The following is a 15,793-nucleotide window of genomic DNA, read 5'->3' on the forward strand; positions in this document are numbered from 1 at the left end:
CCGGCCGGGATTCTTGTGGCAAAGATCTCGCTTGTGGCCATTCCGGTGCCCTTGTACAGGTACACGTCGCCCGTGCTCGGCCGGCGGAGGTCGTCAGCAGCGCGGCGACGGCGGCACCGCCGGCACCGGCCGCGCCAAAAGGCCGCCCCCCGTCACGTTTTGACGGAGGGCGGCCTCGACAGCGAAGTTCTTCGGCTCTCGCAGCGGAGCGACTAGTCCCCGTTACCCGGCGTCGGCGTCGTCTTCTGAATCTGCATCAGGAACTCGACGTTCGACTTCGTCTGCTTCATCTTGTCGAGCAGCAGCTCGATCGCCTGCTGCTGGTCCAGCGCGTGCAGCACGCGCCGCAGCTTCCAGACGACGGACAGCTCCTCGTTGCCGAGCAGGATCTCTTCCTTACGGGTGCCGGACGCGTCCACGTCCACCGCCGGGAAGATCCGCTTGTCGGCGAGCTTCCGGTCGAGCTTGAGCTCCATGTTGCCGGTGCCCTTGAACTCCTCGAAGATCACCTCGTCCATGCGGGACCCGGTGTCGACAAGAGCCGTGGCCAGGATGGTCAGCGAGCCGCCGTCCTCGATGTTCCGCGCCGCACCGAAGAACCGCTTCGGCGGGTACAGCGCGGTCGAGTCGACACCACCGGACAGGATGCGGCCGGAAGCAGGCGCGGCCAGGTTGTAGGCGCGGCCCAGACGCGTGATCGAGTCCAGCAGGACGACGACGTCGTGGCCCAGCTCGACCAGGCGCTTCGCCCGCTCGATGGCCAGCTCGGCGACCGTGGTGTGGTCCTCGGCCGGGCGGTCGAAGGTCGAGGAGATGACCTCGCCCTTGACCGACCGCTGCATGTCGGTGACCTCTTCCGGACGCTCGTCGACGAGGACGACCATCAGGTGGCACTCGGGGTTGTTGTGCGTGATCGCGTTGGCGATCGCCTGCATGATCATGGTCTTACCGGTCTTCGGCGGGGCCACGATCAGACCGCGCTGGCCCTTACCGATCGGCGAGACCAGGTCGATGATGCGGGTGGTGAGCACACCCGGGTCCGTCTCCAGGCGGAGCCGGTCCTGCGGGTAGAGCGGGGTCAGCTTGTTGAACTCCGGGCGGCCACGGCCGTGTTCGGGCGCCATGCCGTTGACGGAGTCGAGGCGGACGAGGGCGTTGAACTTCTCGCGGCGCTCGCCCTCCTTCGGCTGACGGACCGCACCGGTGATGTGGTCACCCTTGCGCAGACCGTTCTTGCGGACCTGGGCGAGGGAGACGTACACGTCGTTCGGGCCCGGGAGGTAGCCGGACGTCCGGATGAACGCGTAGTTGTCGAGGATGTCCAGGATGCCCGCGACGGGGATCAGGACGTCGTCCTCGGCGAGCTGCGGCTCGGCGACGTCGTCGCGGCCACGGCGGCCACGGCGGTCGCGGTAACGGCCGCGACGGCCCCGGCGGCCGCCCTCGAAGTCGTCGTCGTCCTGCTGGCGGTCCTGACGGCCGCCCTGCTGCTGGCCCTGCTGCTGACGCTGCTGGCCACCCTGCTGGTCGTCGCCCTTGCTACGACGGTCACGGTCGCGGTCGCGGTCACGGCCGCGCTCACGGCGGTCGCGGCGGCCACGGCCCTCGCCGTCACCGGCGTCGCCCTTGGCGGCCTCGCCCTGCTGGGGCTGCTGAGCCGGCGTTTCAGCCTTGGGCTCGGCCTTGGCCTCGGCGGCGACCGTCTCGGCGCTGCTCGCGGCGGGGCTGCCGGCCTCGGCGGTGGCGCGGCGGCGCCGGCGCTCGGTCGGCGCCTCGTCGCTGGCGGGCTGGCCGGGGATCTCGATCTGCTGCTGGGCCACGGCCTTCTCGGCAGGAGCCTCGGCCTTCTTCTCGCCGTCGACGGCGGCCTCACCCGTACGGGCCTTGGAGGTGGCGCGGCGCTTGGGCTTGGTCTCGGTGGCCGGCTCGGCCTTGGGGGCGGCGCCCCCGGCGGCCTGCGCCTCCTTGATGACCTCGATCAGCTGGCTCTTGCGCATCCGCGCGGTGCCCCTGATGCCGAGGCCCGAGGCGACCTGCTGCAGCTCGGCCAGCACCATGCCCTCAAGGCCGGTACCGCGGCGCCGCCGGGAGCCGGCACCGGTGGCAGGCGCGGAGGCGTCCGTGGCGGGCGCGGCAGCGGTCTCCTCGACACGTGCGCCCATCAGATCGGTGGTGTCGCTCACGAAGGGTCCTTCCCTGGAGCGGACGTCGGCCTGTCTGGCTCGGCGACCGGTTGTGCTGTCCGGCTACGGTCCTGTCTTCCGTGAACCGTGCCGGGGCGGTGGTCCGCCAAAGCGGCGGAAGAAATGTGCGGTGATGGCGCTTCCGCGAGCCGTGACACCCAGTGTCACTTGGCGTGGTAGCACCGATTCCGAAGCGTGCCCGGCGGCCCGCTCAATGTCCGCATACGACGTACTGCCCAGGTACGGCGCACGGAACACGGAGTGGCGTGGGAGGCTCCCGGAAGAATGTCTGTCCCGGACTGGGACACGAGGCACCTCGCCATGGTGGGGTCGGGTGCAGACTTGAGGTTAACACTACCGGATCCAACAAACATTCCCCCTCTCGAAATCCGGCAACCGTGTGTCAGGTCGCAAGCGGCAGCACGCTCGCTCCCTGGACATCGAGGTCCAGCCGGTTCGCCGCCCAGCCCGCACCTGCGAGGTGGGCGACCTTGTCGGCGCTGTCGGCGTCGGCCAGCGCCATGACGGTGGGTCCCGCGCCCGAGATGACGGCCGGAATGCCGTCGGCGCGCAGCCGCTCCACCAGCGCGGCGCTCTCCGGCATGGCCGGGGCGCGGTACTCCTGGTGGAGACGGTCCTCGGTGGCGGGCAGCAGCAGCTCGGGGCGCCGGGTGAGGGCCTCGACGAGCAGGGCGGCACGGCCCGCGTTGACGGCGGCGTCGACGTGCGGCACGGTGCGCGGCAGCAGACCGCGCGCGGTTTCGGTCAGCACCGGCTTTCCGGGCACGAAAACCACCGGAACGATGGAATCACCGGGCTCCATCCTGATCGCCCGGGCGGCGCCGGACTCCATCCAGGACAGGGTGAAACCGCCGAGCAGACACGCGGCCACGTTGTCCGGGTGGCCCTCGATCTCCGTGGCCAGTTCCAGCAGTGCCGCGTCGTCCAGGCGGGCCTCGCCGCCTATGGTCACGGCGCGGGCGGCGACGATGCCGGCGCAGATGGCGGCGGAGGAGGAACCGAGGCCCCGGCCGTGCGGAATGCGGTTGGCGCAGACGATTTCCAGGCCGCGGGGCTGTCCGCCCAGCAGATCGAAGGCTGTGCGCAGGGAGCGGACAAGGAGGTGAGACTCGTCACGCGGGAGAGTCTCGCTGCCCTCCCCCGCGATGTCGATGTGCAGCCCGGAGTCGGCCACCCGGACGACCACGTCGTCGTAGAGCCCCAGCGCGAGGCCGAGGGCATCGAAGCCCGGGCCGAGATTGGCGCTGGTGGCGGGAACGCGCACCCGGACGGCGGCGGCGCGGAACGCTGGACCGGCCATCGCTCGTTGACTCTCCTTGAGCTGCGTGACTGTCGAAGACATTCGATACGTATGTGAAGACCCTGAAGGCCGCGCAGACGGCGCGACGTCACCCCTGTGCGAGGGCATATGCAAGGGGCGGGTTCAGTACAGCCTATCGAAGGAAGGTTCTGTGGCGACATAGGGCGCACAGGAGGCGCACGATGCGTGTCGTAAGCCCCCTGTGCACCCCTCGCGAGGTGTGTCCGCTCAGGCCAGGCCGAGGCGCTCGGCCGCGGCGGCCGCGTCGACCGGCACGGTGACCGGCTGCGGGGCGCCGGCGACGGCCCAGTCGGGGTCCTTCAGGCCGTTTCCGGTGACGGTGCACACGATGCGCTGCCCCGGGTCGACCCTGCCCTGCTCGGCGGCCTTCAGCAGACCGGCCACGGAGGCGGCGGAGGCGGGCTCCACGAAGACACCCTCCTGCGCGGCCAACAGGCGGTAGGCGCGCAGGATTTCACGGTCCGTCACCTCGTCGATGGCACCGCCCGACTCGTCGCGCGCGGCGAGGGCGTACTGCCAGGAGGCCGGGTTGCCGATGCGGATGGCGGTGGCGATGGTCGACGGGTCCTTGACAACCTCACCGCGCACGATCGGGGCGCTGCCGGAGGCCTGGAACCCCCACATCCGCGGGGTCTTGGAGGCGATGCCGTCGGCGGCGTACTCCTTGTAGCCCTTCCAGTAGGCGGTGATGTTGCCCGCGTTGCCCACCGGCAGGACATGGATGTCGGGTGCGTCGCCGAGCATGTCCACGATCTCGAAGGCGGCTGTCTTCTGACCCTCGATACGCACCGGATTGACCGAATTGACCAGCGCCACCGGGTAGTTGTCGCTCAGCGCCCGCGCGAGCGTGAGGCAGTCGTCGAAATTGCCGTCGACCTGGAGGATCTTGGCGCCGTGCACGAGGGCCTGGCCCATCTTGCCGAGCGCGATCTTGCCCTGCGGCACGAGAACGGCCGAAACCATCCCCGCGCGCACGGCGTAGGCGGCGGCACTCGCCGACGTGTTGCCGGTGGAGGCGCAGATGACGGCCTTGGCCCCCTCCTCCTTGGCCTTGGAGATGGCCATGGTCATGCCCCGGTCCTTGAAGGATCCGGTGGGGTTGGCCCCCTCCACCTTCAGGTGGACCTCACAGCCCGTGCGCTCGGAGAGCACCTGCGCGGGCACGAGGGGCGTACCGCCCTCGCGGAGCGTCACGACCGGCGTGGTGTCGGATACCGGCAGCCGGTCCCGGTACTCCTCGATGATTCCGCGCCACTGGTGGGTCATTGCTGGTTACTCTCCTTCAACCCGCATGATGCTGGCGACACCCCGCACGGTGTCGAGCTTGCGCAGCGCCTCGACGGTCCCCGACAGGGAGGCGTCGGACGCGCGGTGGGTGACGACGACGAGGGAGGCCTCGCCGTCCTTGCCCTGCTGGCGCACCGTATCGATCGACACCCCGTGCTCGGCGAACACGGTCGCGACCTGGGCGAGAACACCCGGTTTGTCCGCGACGTCGAGGCTGATGTGGTAGCGCGTGACGACCTCGCCCATGGACGAGACGGTCAGGGCGGCATACGACGACTCACCGGGCCCCGTTGCGCCGTTGAGCCGGTTACGGCAGACGGCGACGAGGTCGCCGAGCACGGCGGAGGCGGTGGGAGCGCCGCCCGCGCCGGGGCCGTAGAACATGAGCTGCCCGGCCGCGTCGGACTCCACGAAGACGGCGTTGTACGCGCCGCGCACGGAGGCGAGCGGGTGGGTCAGCGGAATCATCGCGGGGTGCACACGCGCGGTGACGGACTCCCCGTCCGCGGCCCGCTCACAGATGGCGAGCAGCTTGATGGTGCAGCCCATCTCCTTCGCCGAGCGGAAGTCGGCAGCGGTGACCTCGGACATGCCCTCGCGGTAGACGTCGTCGAGGCGCACGCGCGTGTGGAAGGCGATCCCGGCGAGGATGGCGGCCTTGGCGGCGGCGTCGAACCCCTCGACGTCGGCGGTCGGGTCGGCCTCGGCGTACCCGAGGGCGGTGGCCTCGTCGAGCGCCTCCTGATACCCCGCGCCCGTGGAGTCCATCTTGTCGAGGATGAAGTTGGTGGTGCCGTTGACGATCCCCAGCACCCGGTTGACCTTGTCACCGGCGAGGGACTCGCGCAGCGGGCGGATCAGCGGGATGGCACCGGCGACGGCGGCCTCGTAGTAGAGGTCCTTGTCGTTCTCCTCCGCCGCGGCGTGCAGGGCGGCCCCGTCCTGGGCGAGCAGCGCCTTGTTGGCGGAGACGACGGAGGCACCGTGCTCGAAAGCGGTGGTGATGAGCGTCCGTGCGGGCTCGATCCCGCCGATGACCTCGACCACCACGTCGATGTCCCCGCGTTTGACGAGGGCGGTGGCGTCGGTGGTAACGAGTTCCTGCGGGATGCCCTCGCGGATCTTGGAGGGCCGCCGTACGGCGACGCCCGCGAGCTCCACCGGGGCACCGATCCTCTGGGCGAGGTCGTCGGCGTGCGTCGTCATGATGCGCGCCACCTCTGAGCCGACCACTCCACAGCCCAGCAGCGCCACCTTCAGCGGACGCGTACGCATCATCCGACCTCGTTTCCTCATACCGTCTACGGTTGGACCAGTCTCACTCACCGGACGGGAGTTTCTACCCTTCGTCCGGATCGTGAGACATCTATTTCATTTGTACGGGGGTGGAAGACCGCAGATCTTTCACCCGGTGTTTCCGCGGGTGCGGGTCACCCGACGTCGAGACGCAGGAGGTCCTCCTCCGTCTCGCGCCGGACGATCACCCGGGCCTCGCCGTCCTGCACGGCGACGACCGGTGGCCGCAGCACATGGTTGTAGTTGCTGGCCATGGACCGGCAGTACGCCCCCGTGGCCGGTACGGCCACGAGATCACCCGGCGCCAGATCGGCGGGCAGGAACGCGTCCTTCACGACGATGTCCCCGCTCTCGCAGTGCTTGCCTACGACACGCGCGAGCATCGGCTCAGCGTCGCTGGTGCGGGAGACGAGGGCGACGCTGTACTCGGCGTCGTACAGCGCCGTCCGAATGTTGTCGGACATACCGCCGTCGACGGAGACATACGTACGCAGCCCCTCCAGCGGCTTGACGGTGCCGACCTCGTAGAGCGTGAAGGCGGTCGGCCCGACGATGGCCCGCCCGGGCTCGACGGAGATGCGAGGCGTGCGCAGCCTGGCGGACTCGCACTCACGCGTGACGATCTCGGTGAGCGCCTTCGCGATCTCGTGCGGCTCGCGCGGGTCGTCGTCGCTGGTGTAGGCGATACCGAGACCACCGCCCAGATCGATCTCCGGCAGCTCGACCCCGTGCTCGTCCCGGATGTCCTTGAGCAGCCCGACGACGCGGTGCGCGGCGACCTCGAAGCCGGACATGTCGAAGATCTGCGACCCGATGTGGGAGTGGATCCCGATCAGCTGGAGCCCGTCGAGCTGGAGTGCCCGCCGCACGGCTTCCGCCGCCTGCCCCCCGGCGAGCGGAATCCCGAACTTCTGGTCCTCGTGGGCGGTGGCGATGAACTCATGCGTGTGAGCCTCCACGCCGACGGTGATCCGAATCTGGACCTTCTGCCGCTTGCCGAGGGACTGCGCGATGTGGGCGACCCGCACGATCTCCTGGAAGGAGTCAAGCACGATCCGCCCGACGCCGGCCTCGATGGCCCGCTGGATCTCTTCTGCGGACTTGTTGTTGCCGTGGAAGGCGATGCGCTCGGCGGGCATCCCGGCGGAGAGGGCGGTGGCCAGTTCCCCACCGGAGCACACATCCAGATTGAGCCCCTCCTCGTGGAGCCACCGCACGACGGCCCGGGACAGGAACGCCTTCCCGGCGTAGAAGACATCGGCGCCGGCTCCGAAGGCGGTGCGCCAGGCGCGCGCCCGGGCCCGGAAGTCGGTCTCGTCGAGGATGTAGGCGGGGGTGCCGTACTCCTCGGCGAGCCGCTTCACGTCGACACCGCCGACGGTGACGACACCATCGGCGTTACGGGCGACGGTCTGGGCCCAGACCTTCGGGTCGAGGGTGTTGAGGTCGGCGGGCGGCGCAGCGTAGTGCCCTTCGGTCAGGACGTCGGCGTGACGGGGCCCGGCGGGGTGGGCGGAACGGCTCATGACGGTGACTCTCAGACTCTCTGTCTCTCTCCGGGGCGTCTCTCGCGAGGGCCCTCAGAGGTGTTCGGGTGCGTCGATGCCGAGCAGGGACAGGCCACCGGCCAGCACCGTCCCGGCGGCTTCGGCGAGGGCGAGCCGGGCGCGGTGGGCGGCCGAGGGTTTCTCCTCGCCGCACGGAAGCACACGGGGCAGGAAGGGCAGCACGGCATCGGCGACGGTGACGAGATGCCGGGCAAGCCGGTCCGGGGCACGGTGGGTGGCGGCCGCGGCGAGGATGCGGGGGTGGTCGGCCAGGGGGGTGAGGAGGGGGTGAGGGGTGTCGCCGGTACCGGTCTTGCCGGGGGCGCCGGCATCGATGGCGCCGTTGCCTGTGCCGATGTGGACCGGGCCGGGCTCGGCGGTGAAGCCCAGGCGGGCGGCGTTGCGGCTGAGGGACCGGATGCGGGCATGGGCGTACCGCACCCGGAACAGCGGATTGCCCTCCCGCTGGACCAGGTGATCGGCGGTGATCCGGGGCCGGTCGTGCGGGGCGGGGTGAAGCAGGGCCCACTGGGCGGCGTCGGGCCCGAGCGGCGCGGGGTCCTCGGGCGCGGGCACGGGCCGCAGATTGACGGGCTCACCGTGCTCGACGGTCCCTCGCGCCCCCTGCGTGGCGACGATCCGTACGACGGCGTCGGCGACCACCTCGGCCCGGACCTCGTACGGCACACGCAGCGCGACGACCTGCCCGGCGAGGGCGTCACCGTGCCCGTACTCGGCACCGCGGTCCCGGATCTCCTGGACGAGCCCGGTGACGGGATCGGCCTGCGCGTCGAGGCTGATGTTGAGAAAGCCGGGCCCGGTGACGACGACGTCGCGGATACCGTCGGCGCCGACGAGCCGGGCCCGCAGAACCTCGGCGACCCGCAGCGCCGGCTGCCCGGCCGGCCGGGCGAGCTGCAGGGCCACGTTGGTGGCGAAATCCCCGCACCCCCCGGGCCCCGGCTCGGTCACCACGACCCGCTCGGGCACGGTCACACTCAGCTCCCCGTCATCCACAGCACAACGCACCGCGTGCAACACGGTGCGGGACAGCTCGACGGGGGTCACGGGACAAGCGTAGGGGAGGGTGGGGGTGGGTAGACGAAGTGGTTCTCAGTGTGGGACGGGGCGGGGGCGACAGACACCACCACCGGCCCTGACCCCTGGCCCCAACTACCCGACCTGGCCACCGGCTCTAACCGCCGGACGAAATCCGCCCAGGTACGCCGTTGGAGACTCCGCCGGAGACCCCACCGACGCCCCCGCCCCCCGACCCCTCGTCACTGTCCCCGCCCCCGCCGCTCCCACCCCCGCCTCCGCCTCGATGCCCTTGTCCCCCGTCCTCGCCGCCTCCGCCGTCTTCACCGCTCCCGCGCTCTATGAGCTGCTTGACGAGCCGGACGAGTTCGGCGGGTTCGAAGGGCTTGGCGAGGAAGGCGTCGACGCCGACGTCGAGGCCGGTGTCGACCTCGTACTGCGTACACGCGCTGATGATGGCGAGGGGCAGATGGTGGGTACGGGGATCGGCGCGAAGGCGCGCGGCGGTACGCAGGCCGTCCAGCCGGGGCATGACGACGTCGAGCGTGACGACATCGGGGCGCACCTGGTGCACCACGTCCAGACACTCGGCACCGTCGGCCGCGGTCACGACCTCGAGCCCTTCCAGCTCAAGATTGACCCTGATCAGCTGCCGGATGACCTTGTTGTCGTCCACAACAAGCACCCGACCCGAGGCGCCTGGCACAACTCGAGAGTAGGTCGGGACCAGCCACCGCGTCCGGGTTTTCCCCACTTCCACCCCGTACAGGGGAACCGCCCCCCACGGAGCGGACCCGCCCCACCCGCACAACGGCTCCACTCCGCCCGGCACGGGGGCCGGCCCGGTTGCCCGCCAAAGAAATCGGGTTCCTGATCACCCCTGCGGACCTGCTAGTGTTCTACCCGTCGCCGCGAGCGAAGAGCTCCGCAGCCGACACGCCCCCGTAGCTCAGGGGATAGAGCAACGGCCTCCGGAGCCGTGTGCGCAGGTTCGAATCCTGCCGGGGGCACTCGCCGGTCAGAGACCCAAAACCACGGTCTGACCAGGGCGGATGCCGACAGAAAAGGGCGGGAGTCAGTCTCACTGACTCCCGCCCTTTCTCACTCTCTCTCACTGATTGTGCGTGAGGAGTGCGTGAGCCACGCACGGCTCACGCGGCGTCCGACGGCCCCCACCCCATCGCCTTTTCGATCTTCCTGTTGTCCTCCTCCTCACTGTTGTCGAGACAGCCCGCATAGTGGCGGTCGATGACCTCGGGGGACGTGCCCGCGCGGCGGGCCACCTCCGCGACCGGGAGGCCGGAACGGAGCCAGTCCGTGATGCACGTGGCGCGGCCGTCGTACGGCTTCCCAGCGAGCGGCGACGCCACCTTGTGGGGCGGGAAAGCGAAGGGGCGAGCCTCCTCCCAGACGCGCCAGTAGCTGGACGTCCCCACCAGGCCGCCCCGCTCGTTCTGGAACACGCGGCCGTCGGCCGCGGTGCCGAACTCCTTCACGTGCGCCCGGAGCAACGCCACGAGGATGGGCGGAATCGGCACCGGCCGGTCCGTCTCGGGGTCCCGCATCTTCAGCCCCCGCTTGTCGTGCCGCTCACCTGAGTCGGTCCATTTCTTGCCCGACACGGGGCGTGTCTCCCGAAGAGTGAGAACGCCCCATCCCGTTTCCGGCAAGTGGCAGTCGTCCAGCCGTAGCCCCACGACTTCCGCCGGGCGCATTGCGGCGTAAAGGATGCAGCCGAAGAAGGCGACCAGACGCCTTCCCCGGTTTCGGTGCACCGATCCCACATACGAGACGGCGGCAAGGAACTCCCGCCCCTGCACTGCGTTCATCAGTACACGCGGATCCACCGCACCACGGCCCGCAGTGGCGTAACGTTCCAAGCCGGTGATCGGGTTTTCATCCAGATAACCCTTCTGGCTCGCGTAGGTCATGGCCGCGTTGAACCCGCGCCGACGACGCTTGTATGTGTCCTTGGCAGCCAATTTTCCATCCAGCCTGTAGGCCAGCCGGTAATGGACGTCCTCAGCGATGCTGGTTCCCCTCAGAGCCGAGAGAGGGAGGGAGTTCGCCGCGAGCCACGCGCACGCTTTCTCCAGGTCCGCCGGGGGCTCCTCGTTCTCGTGAGCCGGTACGACAGCCCACCTCACGGCCCGCCGCACGATCCGGAGATCCGGGGCATCTGGTTTGTCGCCGATCATCCCCAGAGCCGCAGACGCAAGGCTGTCGGCGAACCCCTCTCGCGTCTTTGCCGCTGCTGTACGCCAACGACGCTTCATGAACTCCCGCGAGAACTCCCACCAAGTGGGATCCGGCTTTTGCTCAGCCTGAGCAGCCGCCGCTTCCGCCTGCCGGATTTCCGACTCAGGCAAGCCTGATTCCACATCGAACGATTCGCCCTTTCGCATGGCTTGCCGCAATTCTGAACGGCGATTATCGGCAAGCGTGAAGGTGGCGAACGATGCATAGCAACGCTTGCCCGCAACAGCCCAACGGAGTTGATATGGGGCGCTCTTACTTCTCACCTTGCTGATGCCCCATACGCGTACGTCATTAGAGAAGACGCGTTCCTTGTTGGCGCCAGGGCGCTCACTTCCGTGAGCGCCCTGAGTTCCACCGGTCGTGCCGTGGTTCACGCGGTTTCCTCCAACGCGGCAATCCATCGGTCCAGTTCGGAGCGACGTATCCGTACGGAGCCGTTCGGGAGCTTGATTGCCCTCGGGCCTTTCCTCAGCTGACGCCACCGGTGGAAGGTCGACAGAGGCACTCCGATTTCCTCGACGACTTCGGAGATGGTGAGCATTTGGTCACGCGCCACGTTCGGCTCCCTTCCAGGGTTCGTTGGCGGGCCGAGAGTCGGACAGTCGGACACTGGGGGTTTGGGGGTGTCCGGCCTGTTCATGCAGGTCAGAGGGGGTAATCGGACAGTCGGACACCTAGGACACCTCCGGGGGTGGGGTGTCCGCGTAGTAGCGGCCTCCAGCGCCCTTGGTGAGCTGTCCCACCTCCGCCATGCGGGAGCAGTAGCGGCGGACGGTGTCCGCGTCGACGTCCGGCAGCGCGGCGACGATGTCCCGCGGCCGGACCCCGGGGTTCTCGCGGACGTGCCGCAGGATGGCCGCGCGGGTGTCGCCGATGGTGTGGTCCGTCACCGGCCCATCGAGCATCTGCCAGGCACCAGAGGCGGCTTGGAACTTCAGGGCGTACTCGGCTTCGTCGACGTCGCGTCCCGTGACGTGCAGGATGCCGTCTGCCTGCCCGCGTGCCCGCTTGAGCACGAGGGTGGCGTCTGCGGCTCCGGCGATGCCGTTGGTGCCGGACACCTCGGTCAGGAAGTCGTCCGAGCCTGCCTTGCGGACGTGGTGGACGAGCACCACGGCGATGCCGTAGTGGTCGGCGATCCGCTTGGCGTAGCCGACGGCGACATAGTCCGCGTCGTAGGCGGACACGCCCTGCGGGGCGGGGCCGCGCATCTTGGCGAACACGTCGATGACGACCATGCGGGCGTCGGGGTTGCGCTCCAGCCAGTTGGCGATGGCGTCGCTGCCGCCCTGGGGGAAGGGCGGGCATTCGGTGACCAACGTCAGCCCGGCCGGGGCCGCCTGTCCCCCGAGCATCTTGCCCATGCGGGTCTGGAGACGGCGCGGGGTGTCCTCCAGGGCGAGGTAGAGCACGGGTCCGCCGTCGACCGGCAGCGTGTCGAAGGCGTGCCCGCCGGCCGCGACCGCGAGGGCCAGGCCGAGGGACAGCCAGGACTTGCCCACCTTCGGGGGTCCGGCGAGCAGGTTGACGCCCTCGGCGAGGATGCCGGGCACGGCCCACTTCGGCTCCGGGAAGTCGGCGGCCATGAGCTGATCCGCGGTCCATGCGGTGCGCGGGCGCTCCCGCTTCGGCAGCTCCCGCGGGGCCGCCTCGGGGTCGCTGGGCACGGAGTAGAGGTGCAGTGGGGGGATGGGGTTGCGGCCCTTGTCGGGCTCGTCTGGGGGCGGGGGGATGGGGTTGCTGTTCATGCCGCGACCTGCCGGGGGCGGTTGGCTCCGGCTCGCAGGCCGGAGGCGATGGTGCGGCGTGCCTCGCGCTCGCCCTGGCCGACGCTGAGCGCGGCTTCGGTGAGCTTCTCGGTCACCTCGTATGCGTCCAGCTCTCCCCCGGCGACCAGCTGACCCAGCGCCACGGACGCGTAATACAGGGCGTTGTTGTGCTGGTGGGCGCCGGAGTTGGTGACGCGGGCCAACTCGCCGTTGAGCGCGGCGTTCAGGAACTTGCCGCGCCGGTCGTGGGTGGTCAGCGGGACCGTGACCGGGCGCTGCGGGGGCAGCGGGGCGGGCCGCAGCAAGGTGGTCAGCCAGTCCGGCAGCGCGGCCACAGGCGCGGCGTAGACGGTCGTGTAGGGGCGGCCGTTGACGATGCTGCCCGCGGCGACGACGTAGCCGCCGGCCGCGCGGGTGTCGACCTTCCAGCCGAGTTTGCCCGCGGTGTTGCGCAGCGGCTCGCCCTCAGGGGCGGCGTAGTAGAGGTGGGTGCCGCCGCTGGGAGTCTTCACGATGTGCGCGGCGGGCAGCAGCTCGGCGAAGCCGTCGTGCGGCTCGCACGCGACGAGCGGGGCGTCGTCGCCGTGGCGCTCGCGCAGGGCGAAGAGCACGCCCACCCCGTCGTGGATGTCGGGGTGCGTCCAGGCGGGCGGCGGGGTGTCGTTCGGGCCCTTAGGCACGTCCAGGTCGACGACGACCAGACCGGAGGGGCCGGTGGCGATGCCGACGTTGTAGGGGGCGTGCGTCCAGCACCGGGTGATGCGTTCGCGGTCGGTGGTGGCGCGGGTCTCCCAGTCGGCGACGGCGGGGCGCTTGTCGCCGGGGATGAGGGGGAAGACGTGCCAGCCCCGCGACGCGGCGTCGAGCGCAGAGGTGAGCTGGTCGGAGGGGCGCGGTTGCGTCATGCTGGTAGCTCTCCTGATTCCTTGGAGGGACGGGAGTAGCCGGGGTGGGTGCAGGCTTTGGCGAGACGGCACCCACCCCGGGCGTATCTAGAACGGCGGTTCGTTGCCGGGGGCCGGCGTGCCCCATCCGCCGTTGGCCGGGGCGGCTCCGGCGGGGGCGGGGGTGTTCCACGCGTCGTTGGCCGGGCCGGACGGGGCGGCGCCGTTGCGCTGCGCCTTGGCGACCGTGGCGGTGGCGAAGCGCAGGGACGGGCCGATGTCGTCGACTTCCAGCGCGAGCATGGACCGCTTCTCGCCCTCGGGGGTCTCCCAGTTGTGCTGCCGCAGGCGGCCGACCACGACCACGCGCGTGCCCTTGCCGAGCGTGTCGGCGATGTGGTTGGCCAGCTCCCGCCATCCGGTGCAGCGCAGGAACATCGCCGTTCCGTCCTGCCACTGGCCCGACGTCTTGTCGTAGGAGCGCGGGGTCGAGGCGACGGTGAACTTGGCCATGGCCACACCGGAGGGGGTGTAGCGAAGTTCGGGGTCGTCGGTGAGGTTGCCGACGATGGTGATGGGGGTCTCTCCCACGGACATGTGGATCACTCGCTTTCGGTGTTGGTCGGGTTGGTGCCGGAGGTGCGGTGGTCGGCGGTGACGTACAGCCGCAGCCGCTTGCGGTCGCGGGTGGGGTACTGGCGTGCCGGGCCGGTGTCGAACGCGGCGGCCAGTGCCTGACTGATCCGGTCGGCGTCGCCCGGCGGGCAGATGACGCGGATCTCGAACACGCTGGATCTCCCTTCTCAGGACAGCGGGGGCTGGTGCCAGGGCGGCAGGGCGTTGAGGACGCGGTCGCGCCAACGCAGGGCATAGGGCAGGCAGTTGGCGCAGTTCTTGTGCGTGTGGCCGGGCATGGGCGGGCGCTTGCGGGCGTGGTAGCTCCACGCCGCGGAGTCCGCGGAGGCGAGCAGGTGGCCGACCTGTTCCAGACCGAGGGTCTTGAAGCCGAAGCCGTGCAGGCGCAGTCCGCGCGCGGCCATGGCGGTGACGATCGCGGCGCCCTCGCGGGTGGACTGCAACCGACACACCGACCCGAGCCCCACCACGGGCTCACGGGCGAGGTCGACACCGGCCCGCGCGTACCGCTCGGCGCACCATTCGTAGTCCGCGATGGTGCGGCCTTGCAGGACGGGGATGATGCGCAACTCGGGGGCGAGGGCGCGCAGTTCCAGGAAGTTCGCCACGGTGCGGCGTTGGTGCTCGCGCACGCTCAGGCGAGTCCCGGCAAAGGTGAGCGGGCCCGCGGTGCCGCCGTGGATGATCAGGTCCTCACACATCCAGTCCTGCGGTGCGGCCCAGTCGTAGGGGCCTACGCACTCCCATATGCGGCGCAGGTCATCCACGTACTGGCGCGGGGCGCGCGTCCAGCGGCCATGCCGCTGGAGTTCGGTGAACCCGCCGGAGTCGACCGCGTACGGGCCCTGTGCCGGGTGCAGCTTGACCGCGGCGGCGAAGTGCTCGGACTTCAGGAACAGCGGCACACGGGTCAGCCGCACCCAGTGCCGCTTGTGGGTGGTCAGGTAGAACCTCACCGCTCACCCCGCGCGGCCGGGAGCTCCGGCAGGCCCGCGGCTTCCAGCGCCGTGGGGTCGAAGCCGGGCAGCGTGGCGCGGGTGACGAGCGCCTGCGCGAGCTGTTCGGCGTAGGCGGCGCCCGCGCGGGCCACCTCAACCTGCGTGGTGGCCCGGAGGGTTTCGACGCGCTCGACGTGGGCGTACTCCTCGCGCCGCTCGGCCATGTGCCGCTCGTGGTCGAGGGCGTCGCGCCGGTCCTGGCGCCAGTGGCGGGCGGCGAAGCAGTAGGCGAGCACGGTGGCCAGCGCCCACAGCAGCAGCGGCAGGGGCAGACCGTCGGCGTATCCGGCGACCCCGGCCAGGGCGAGGCTGCCGGAGGCGGCGTAGCCGACGGCGGCGAGCACGCCCTCTCCGGCGCGGGCCAGGGTGGCGCCGCCCGCCGCGGCCCCGGCGGCGAGCACGGTCATGAGGGCGGCGTTGCCGACGGAGTGTTCGGCGCCGTTGGCGTTCCAGATCCGGGCCAGCGCGAGCACGGTCGTGGTGGCGACGGCGGGCGCGGCCTTGGGCGCGGCGATGGTGAGCCAGTGCCGGGCGACGAGGGGTTCGTTCACGGC

Annotated in this window: 15 protein-coding genes and 1 tRNA gene; 1 reads left to right on the forward strand and 15 read right to left on the reverse strand. The window is 70.4% G+C overall.

Annotated elements, in window-relative coordinates:
• Positions 1–212: 212 nt before the first annotated feature.
• The 7 genes from rho to AV521_RS37475 all read right to left on the reverse strand — a co-directional run bounded on the left by rho (position 213) and on the right by AV521_RS37475 (position 9,447).
• Positions 213–2,183, reverse strand: a complete 1,971-nt coding sequence (gene rho / locus AV521_RS37445) for a transcription termination factor Rho (protein WP_076095112.1) — start codon at positions 2,181–2,183, stop codon at positions 213–215.
• Positions 2,184–2,586: 403 nt separating this feature from the next.
• On the reverse strand, positions 2,587–3,504 hold the full coding sequence (gene thrB, locus AV521_RS37450) for a homoserine kinase (protein ID WP_023546746.1): 918 nt from the start codon (positions 3,502–3,504) through the stop codon (positions 2,587–2,589).
• Positions 3,505–3,732: 228 nt separating this feature from the next.
• Positions 3,733–4,791 (reverse strand): threonine synthase, encoded by a 1,059-nt coding sequence (thrC, locus tag AV521_RS48195; RefSeq protein ID WP_076095114.1) that lies wholly within the window; start codon positions 4,789–4,791, stop codon positions 3,733–3,735.
• Positions 4,792–4,797: 6 nt separating this feature from the next.
• Positions 4,798–6,090, reverse strand: a complete 1,293-nt coding sequence (locus AV521_RS48200) for a homoserine dehydrogenase (RefSeq protein ID WP_076095116.1) — start codon at positions 6,088–6,090, stop codon at positions 4,798–4,800.
• A 152-nt stretch (positions 6,091–6,242) separates the two neighbouring features.
• Entirely contained in the window at positions 6,243–7,634 is a 1,392-nt protein-coding gene (gene lysA / locus AV521_RS37465) for a diaminopimelate decarboxylase (RefSeq protein ID WP_076095118.1), read from the reverse strand.
• A 54-nt stretch (positions 7,635–7,688) separates the two neighbouring features.
• Positions 7,689–8,723, reverse strand: coding sequence for an ArgS-related anticodon-binding protein NrtL (gene nrtL / locus AV521_RS37470; protein ID WP_076095120.1), 1,035 nt, complete (start codon positions 8,721–8,723; stop codon positions 7,689–7,691).
• A gap of 127 nt (positions 8,724–8,850) precedes the next feature.
• The gene (locus AV521_RS37475) at positions 8,851–9,447 is read right to left on the reverse strand and encodes a response regulator (protein WP_079249599.1); all 597 of its coding nucleotides are present in this window, start codon (positions 9,445–9,447) and stop codon (positions 8,851–8,853) included.
• 184 nt (positions 9,448–9,631) lie between these two features.
• On the opposite strand from AV521_RS37475, the gene AV521_RS37480 reads away from it, so the two are divergent.
• A tRNA-Arg gene (locus tag AV521_RS37480) sits at positions 9,632–9,703 on the forward strand.
• A gap of 141 nt (positions 9,704–9,844) precedes the next feature.
• Here AV521_RS37480 and AV521_RS37485 read toward each other — a convergent pair.
• The 8 genes from AV521_RS37485 to AV521_RS37520 all read right to left on the reverse strand — a co-directional run bounded on the left by AV521_RS37485 (position 9,845) and on the right by AV521_RS37520 (position 15,790).
• Positions 9,845–11,326 carry a site-specific integrase gene (locus AV521_RS37485; RefSeq protein WP_256725843.1) on the reverse strand — a complete coding sequence of 494 codons (1,482 nt, stop codon included), beginning with the start codon at positions 11,324–11,326 and terminating at the stop codon, positions 9,845–9,847.
• Entirely contained in the window at positions 11,323–11,493 is a 171-nt protein-coding gene (locus AV521_RS37490; RefSeq protein ID WP_076095192.1) for an AlpA family transcriptional regulator, read from the reverse strand. Before AV521_RS37490 ends, AV521_RS37485 begins: the two co-directional genes overlap by 4 nt.
• Positions 11,494–11,626: 133 nt before the next feature.
• The gene (locus AV521_RS37495) at positions 11,627–12,700 is read right to left on the reverse strand and encodes an AAA family ATPase (RefSeq protein WP_076095125.1); all 1,074 of its coding nucleotides are present in this window, start codon (positions 12,698–12,700) and stop codon (positions 11,627–11,629) included.
• Positions 12,697–13,626: a bifunctional DNA primase/polymerase gene (locus AV521_RS37500; protein WP_076095127.1), complete on the reverse strand. Its 930-nt coding sequence runs from the start codon at positions 13,624–13,626 to the stop codon at positions 12,697–12,699. The genes AV521_RS37495 and AV521_RS37500 overlap by 4 nt, the downstream gene beginning before the upstream one ends.
• Before the next feature lie 87 nt (positions 13,627–13,713).
• Positions 13,714–14,202, reverse strand: coding sequence for a single-stranded DNA-binding protein (ssb, locus tag AV521_RS37505; protein ID WP_076095194.1), 489 nt, complete (start codon positions 14,200–14,202; stop codon positions 13,714–13,716).
• A gap of 5 nt (positions 14,203–14,207) precedes the next feature.
• Positions 14,208–14,393 (reverse strand): hypothetical protein, encoded by a 186-nt coding sequence (locus AV521_RS37510; protein ID WP_076095129.1) that lies wholly within the window; start codon positions 14,391–14,393, stop codon positions 14,208–14,210.
• Positions 14,394–14,408: 15 nt separating this feature from the next.
• Positions 14,409–15,197 (reverse strand): hypothetical protein, encoded by a 789-nt coding sequence (locus AV521_RS37515; RefSeq protein ID WP_076095132.1) that lies wholly within the window; start codon positions 15,195–15,197, stop codon positions 14,409–14,411.
• Positions 15,194–15,790, reverse strand: a complete 597-nt coding sequence (locus tag AV521_RS37520; protein ID WP_076095133.1) for a hypothetical protein — start codon at positions 15,788–15,790, stop codon at positions 15,194–15,196. The genes AV521_RS37515 and AV521_RS37520 overlap by 4 nt, the downstream gene beginning before the upstream one ends.
• Between the last annotated feature and the right edge of the window lie 3 nt (positions 15,791–15,793).

This window comes from Streptomyces sp. IMTB 2501, assembly GCF_001953885.1.
Lineage (GTDB): Bacteria > Actinomycetota > Actinomycetes > Streptomycetales > Streptomycetaceae > Streptomyces.

What these genes read in the sequence shown, in the direction of transcription:
- thrB (WP_023546746.1), bottom strand. Translation starts at nt 3,504, where the DNA reads ATGGCCGGTCCAGCGTTCCGCGCCGCCGCCGTCCGGGTGCGCGTTCCC.
- thrC (WP_076095114.1), bottom strand. Translation starts at nt 4,791, where the DNA reads ATGACCCACCAGTGGCGCGGAATCATCGAGGAGTACCGGGACCGGCTG.
- AV521_RS48200 (WP_076095116.1), bottom strand. Translation starts at nt 6,090, where the DNA reads ATGATGCGTACGCGTCCGCTGAAGGTGGCGCTGCTGGGCTGTGGAGTG.
- lysA (WP_076095118.1), bottom strand. Translation starts at nt 7,634, where the DNA reads ATGAGCCGTTCCGCCCACCCCGCCGGGCCCCGTCACGCCGACGTCCTG.
- AV521_RS37490 (WP_076095192.1), bottom strand. Translation starts at nt 11,493, where the DNA reads ATGCTCACCATCTCCGAAGTCGTCGAGGAAATCGGAGTGCCTCTGTCG.
- AV521_RS37495 (WP_076095125.1), bottom strand. Translation starts at nt 12,700, where the DNA reads ATGAACAGCAACCCCATCCCCCCGCCCCCAGACGAGCCCGACAAGGGC.
- AV521_RS37500 (WP_076095127.1), bottom strand. Translation starts at nt 13,626, where the DNA reads ATGACGCAACCGCGCCCCTCCGACCAGCTCACCTCTGCGCTCGACGCC.
- ssb (WP_076095194.1), bottom strand. Translation starts at nt 14,202, where the DNA reads ATGTCCGTGGGAGAGACCCCCATCACCATCGTCGGCAACCTCACCGAC.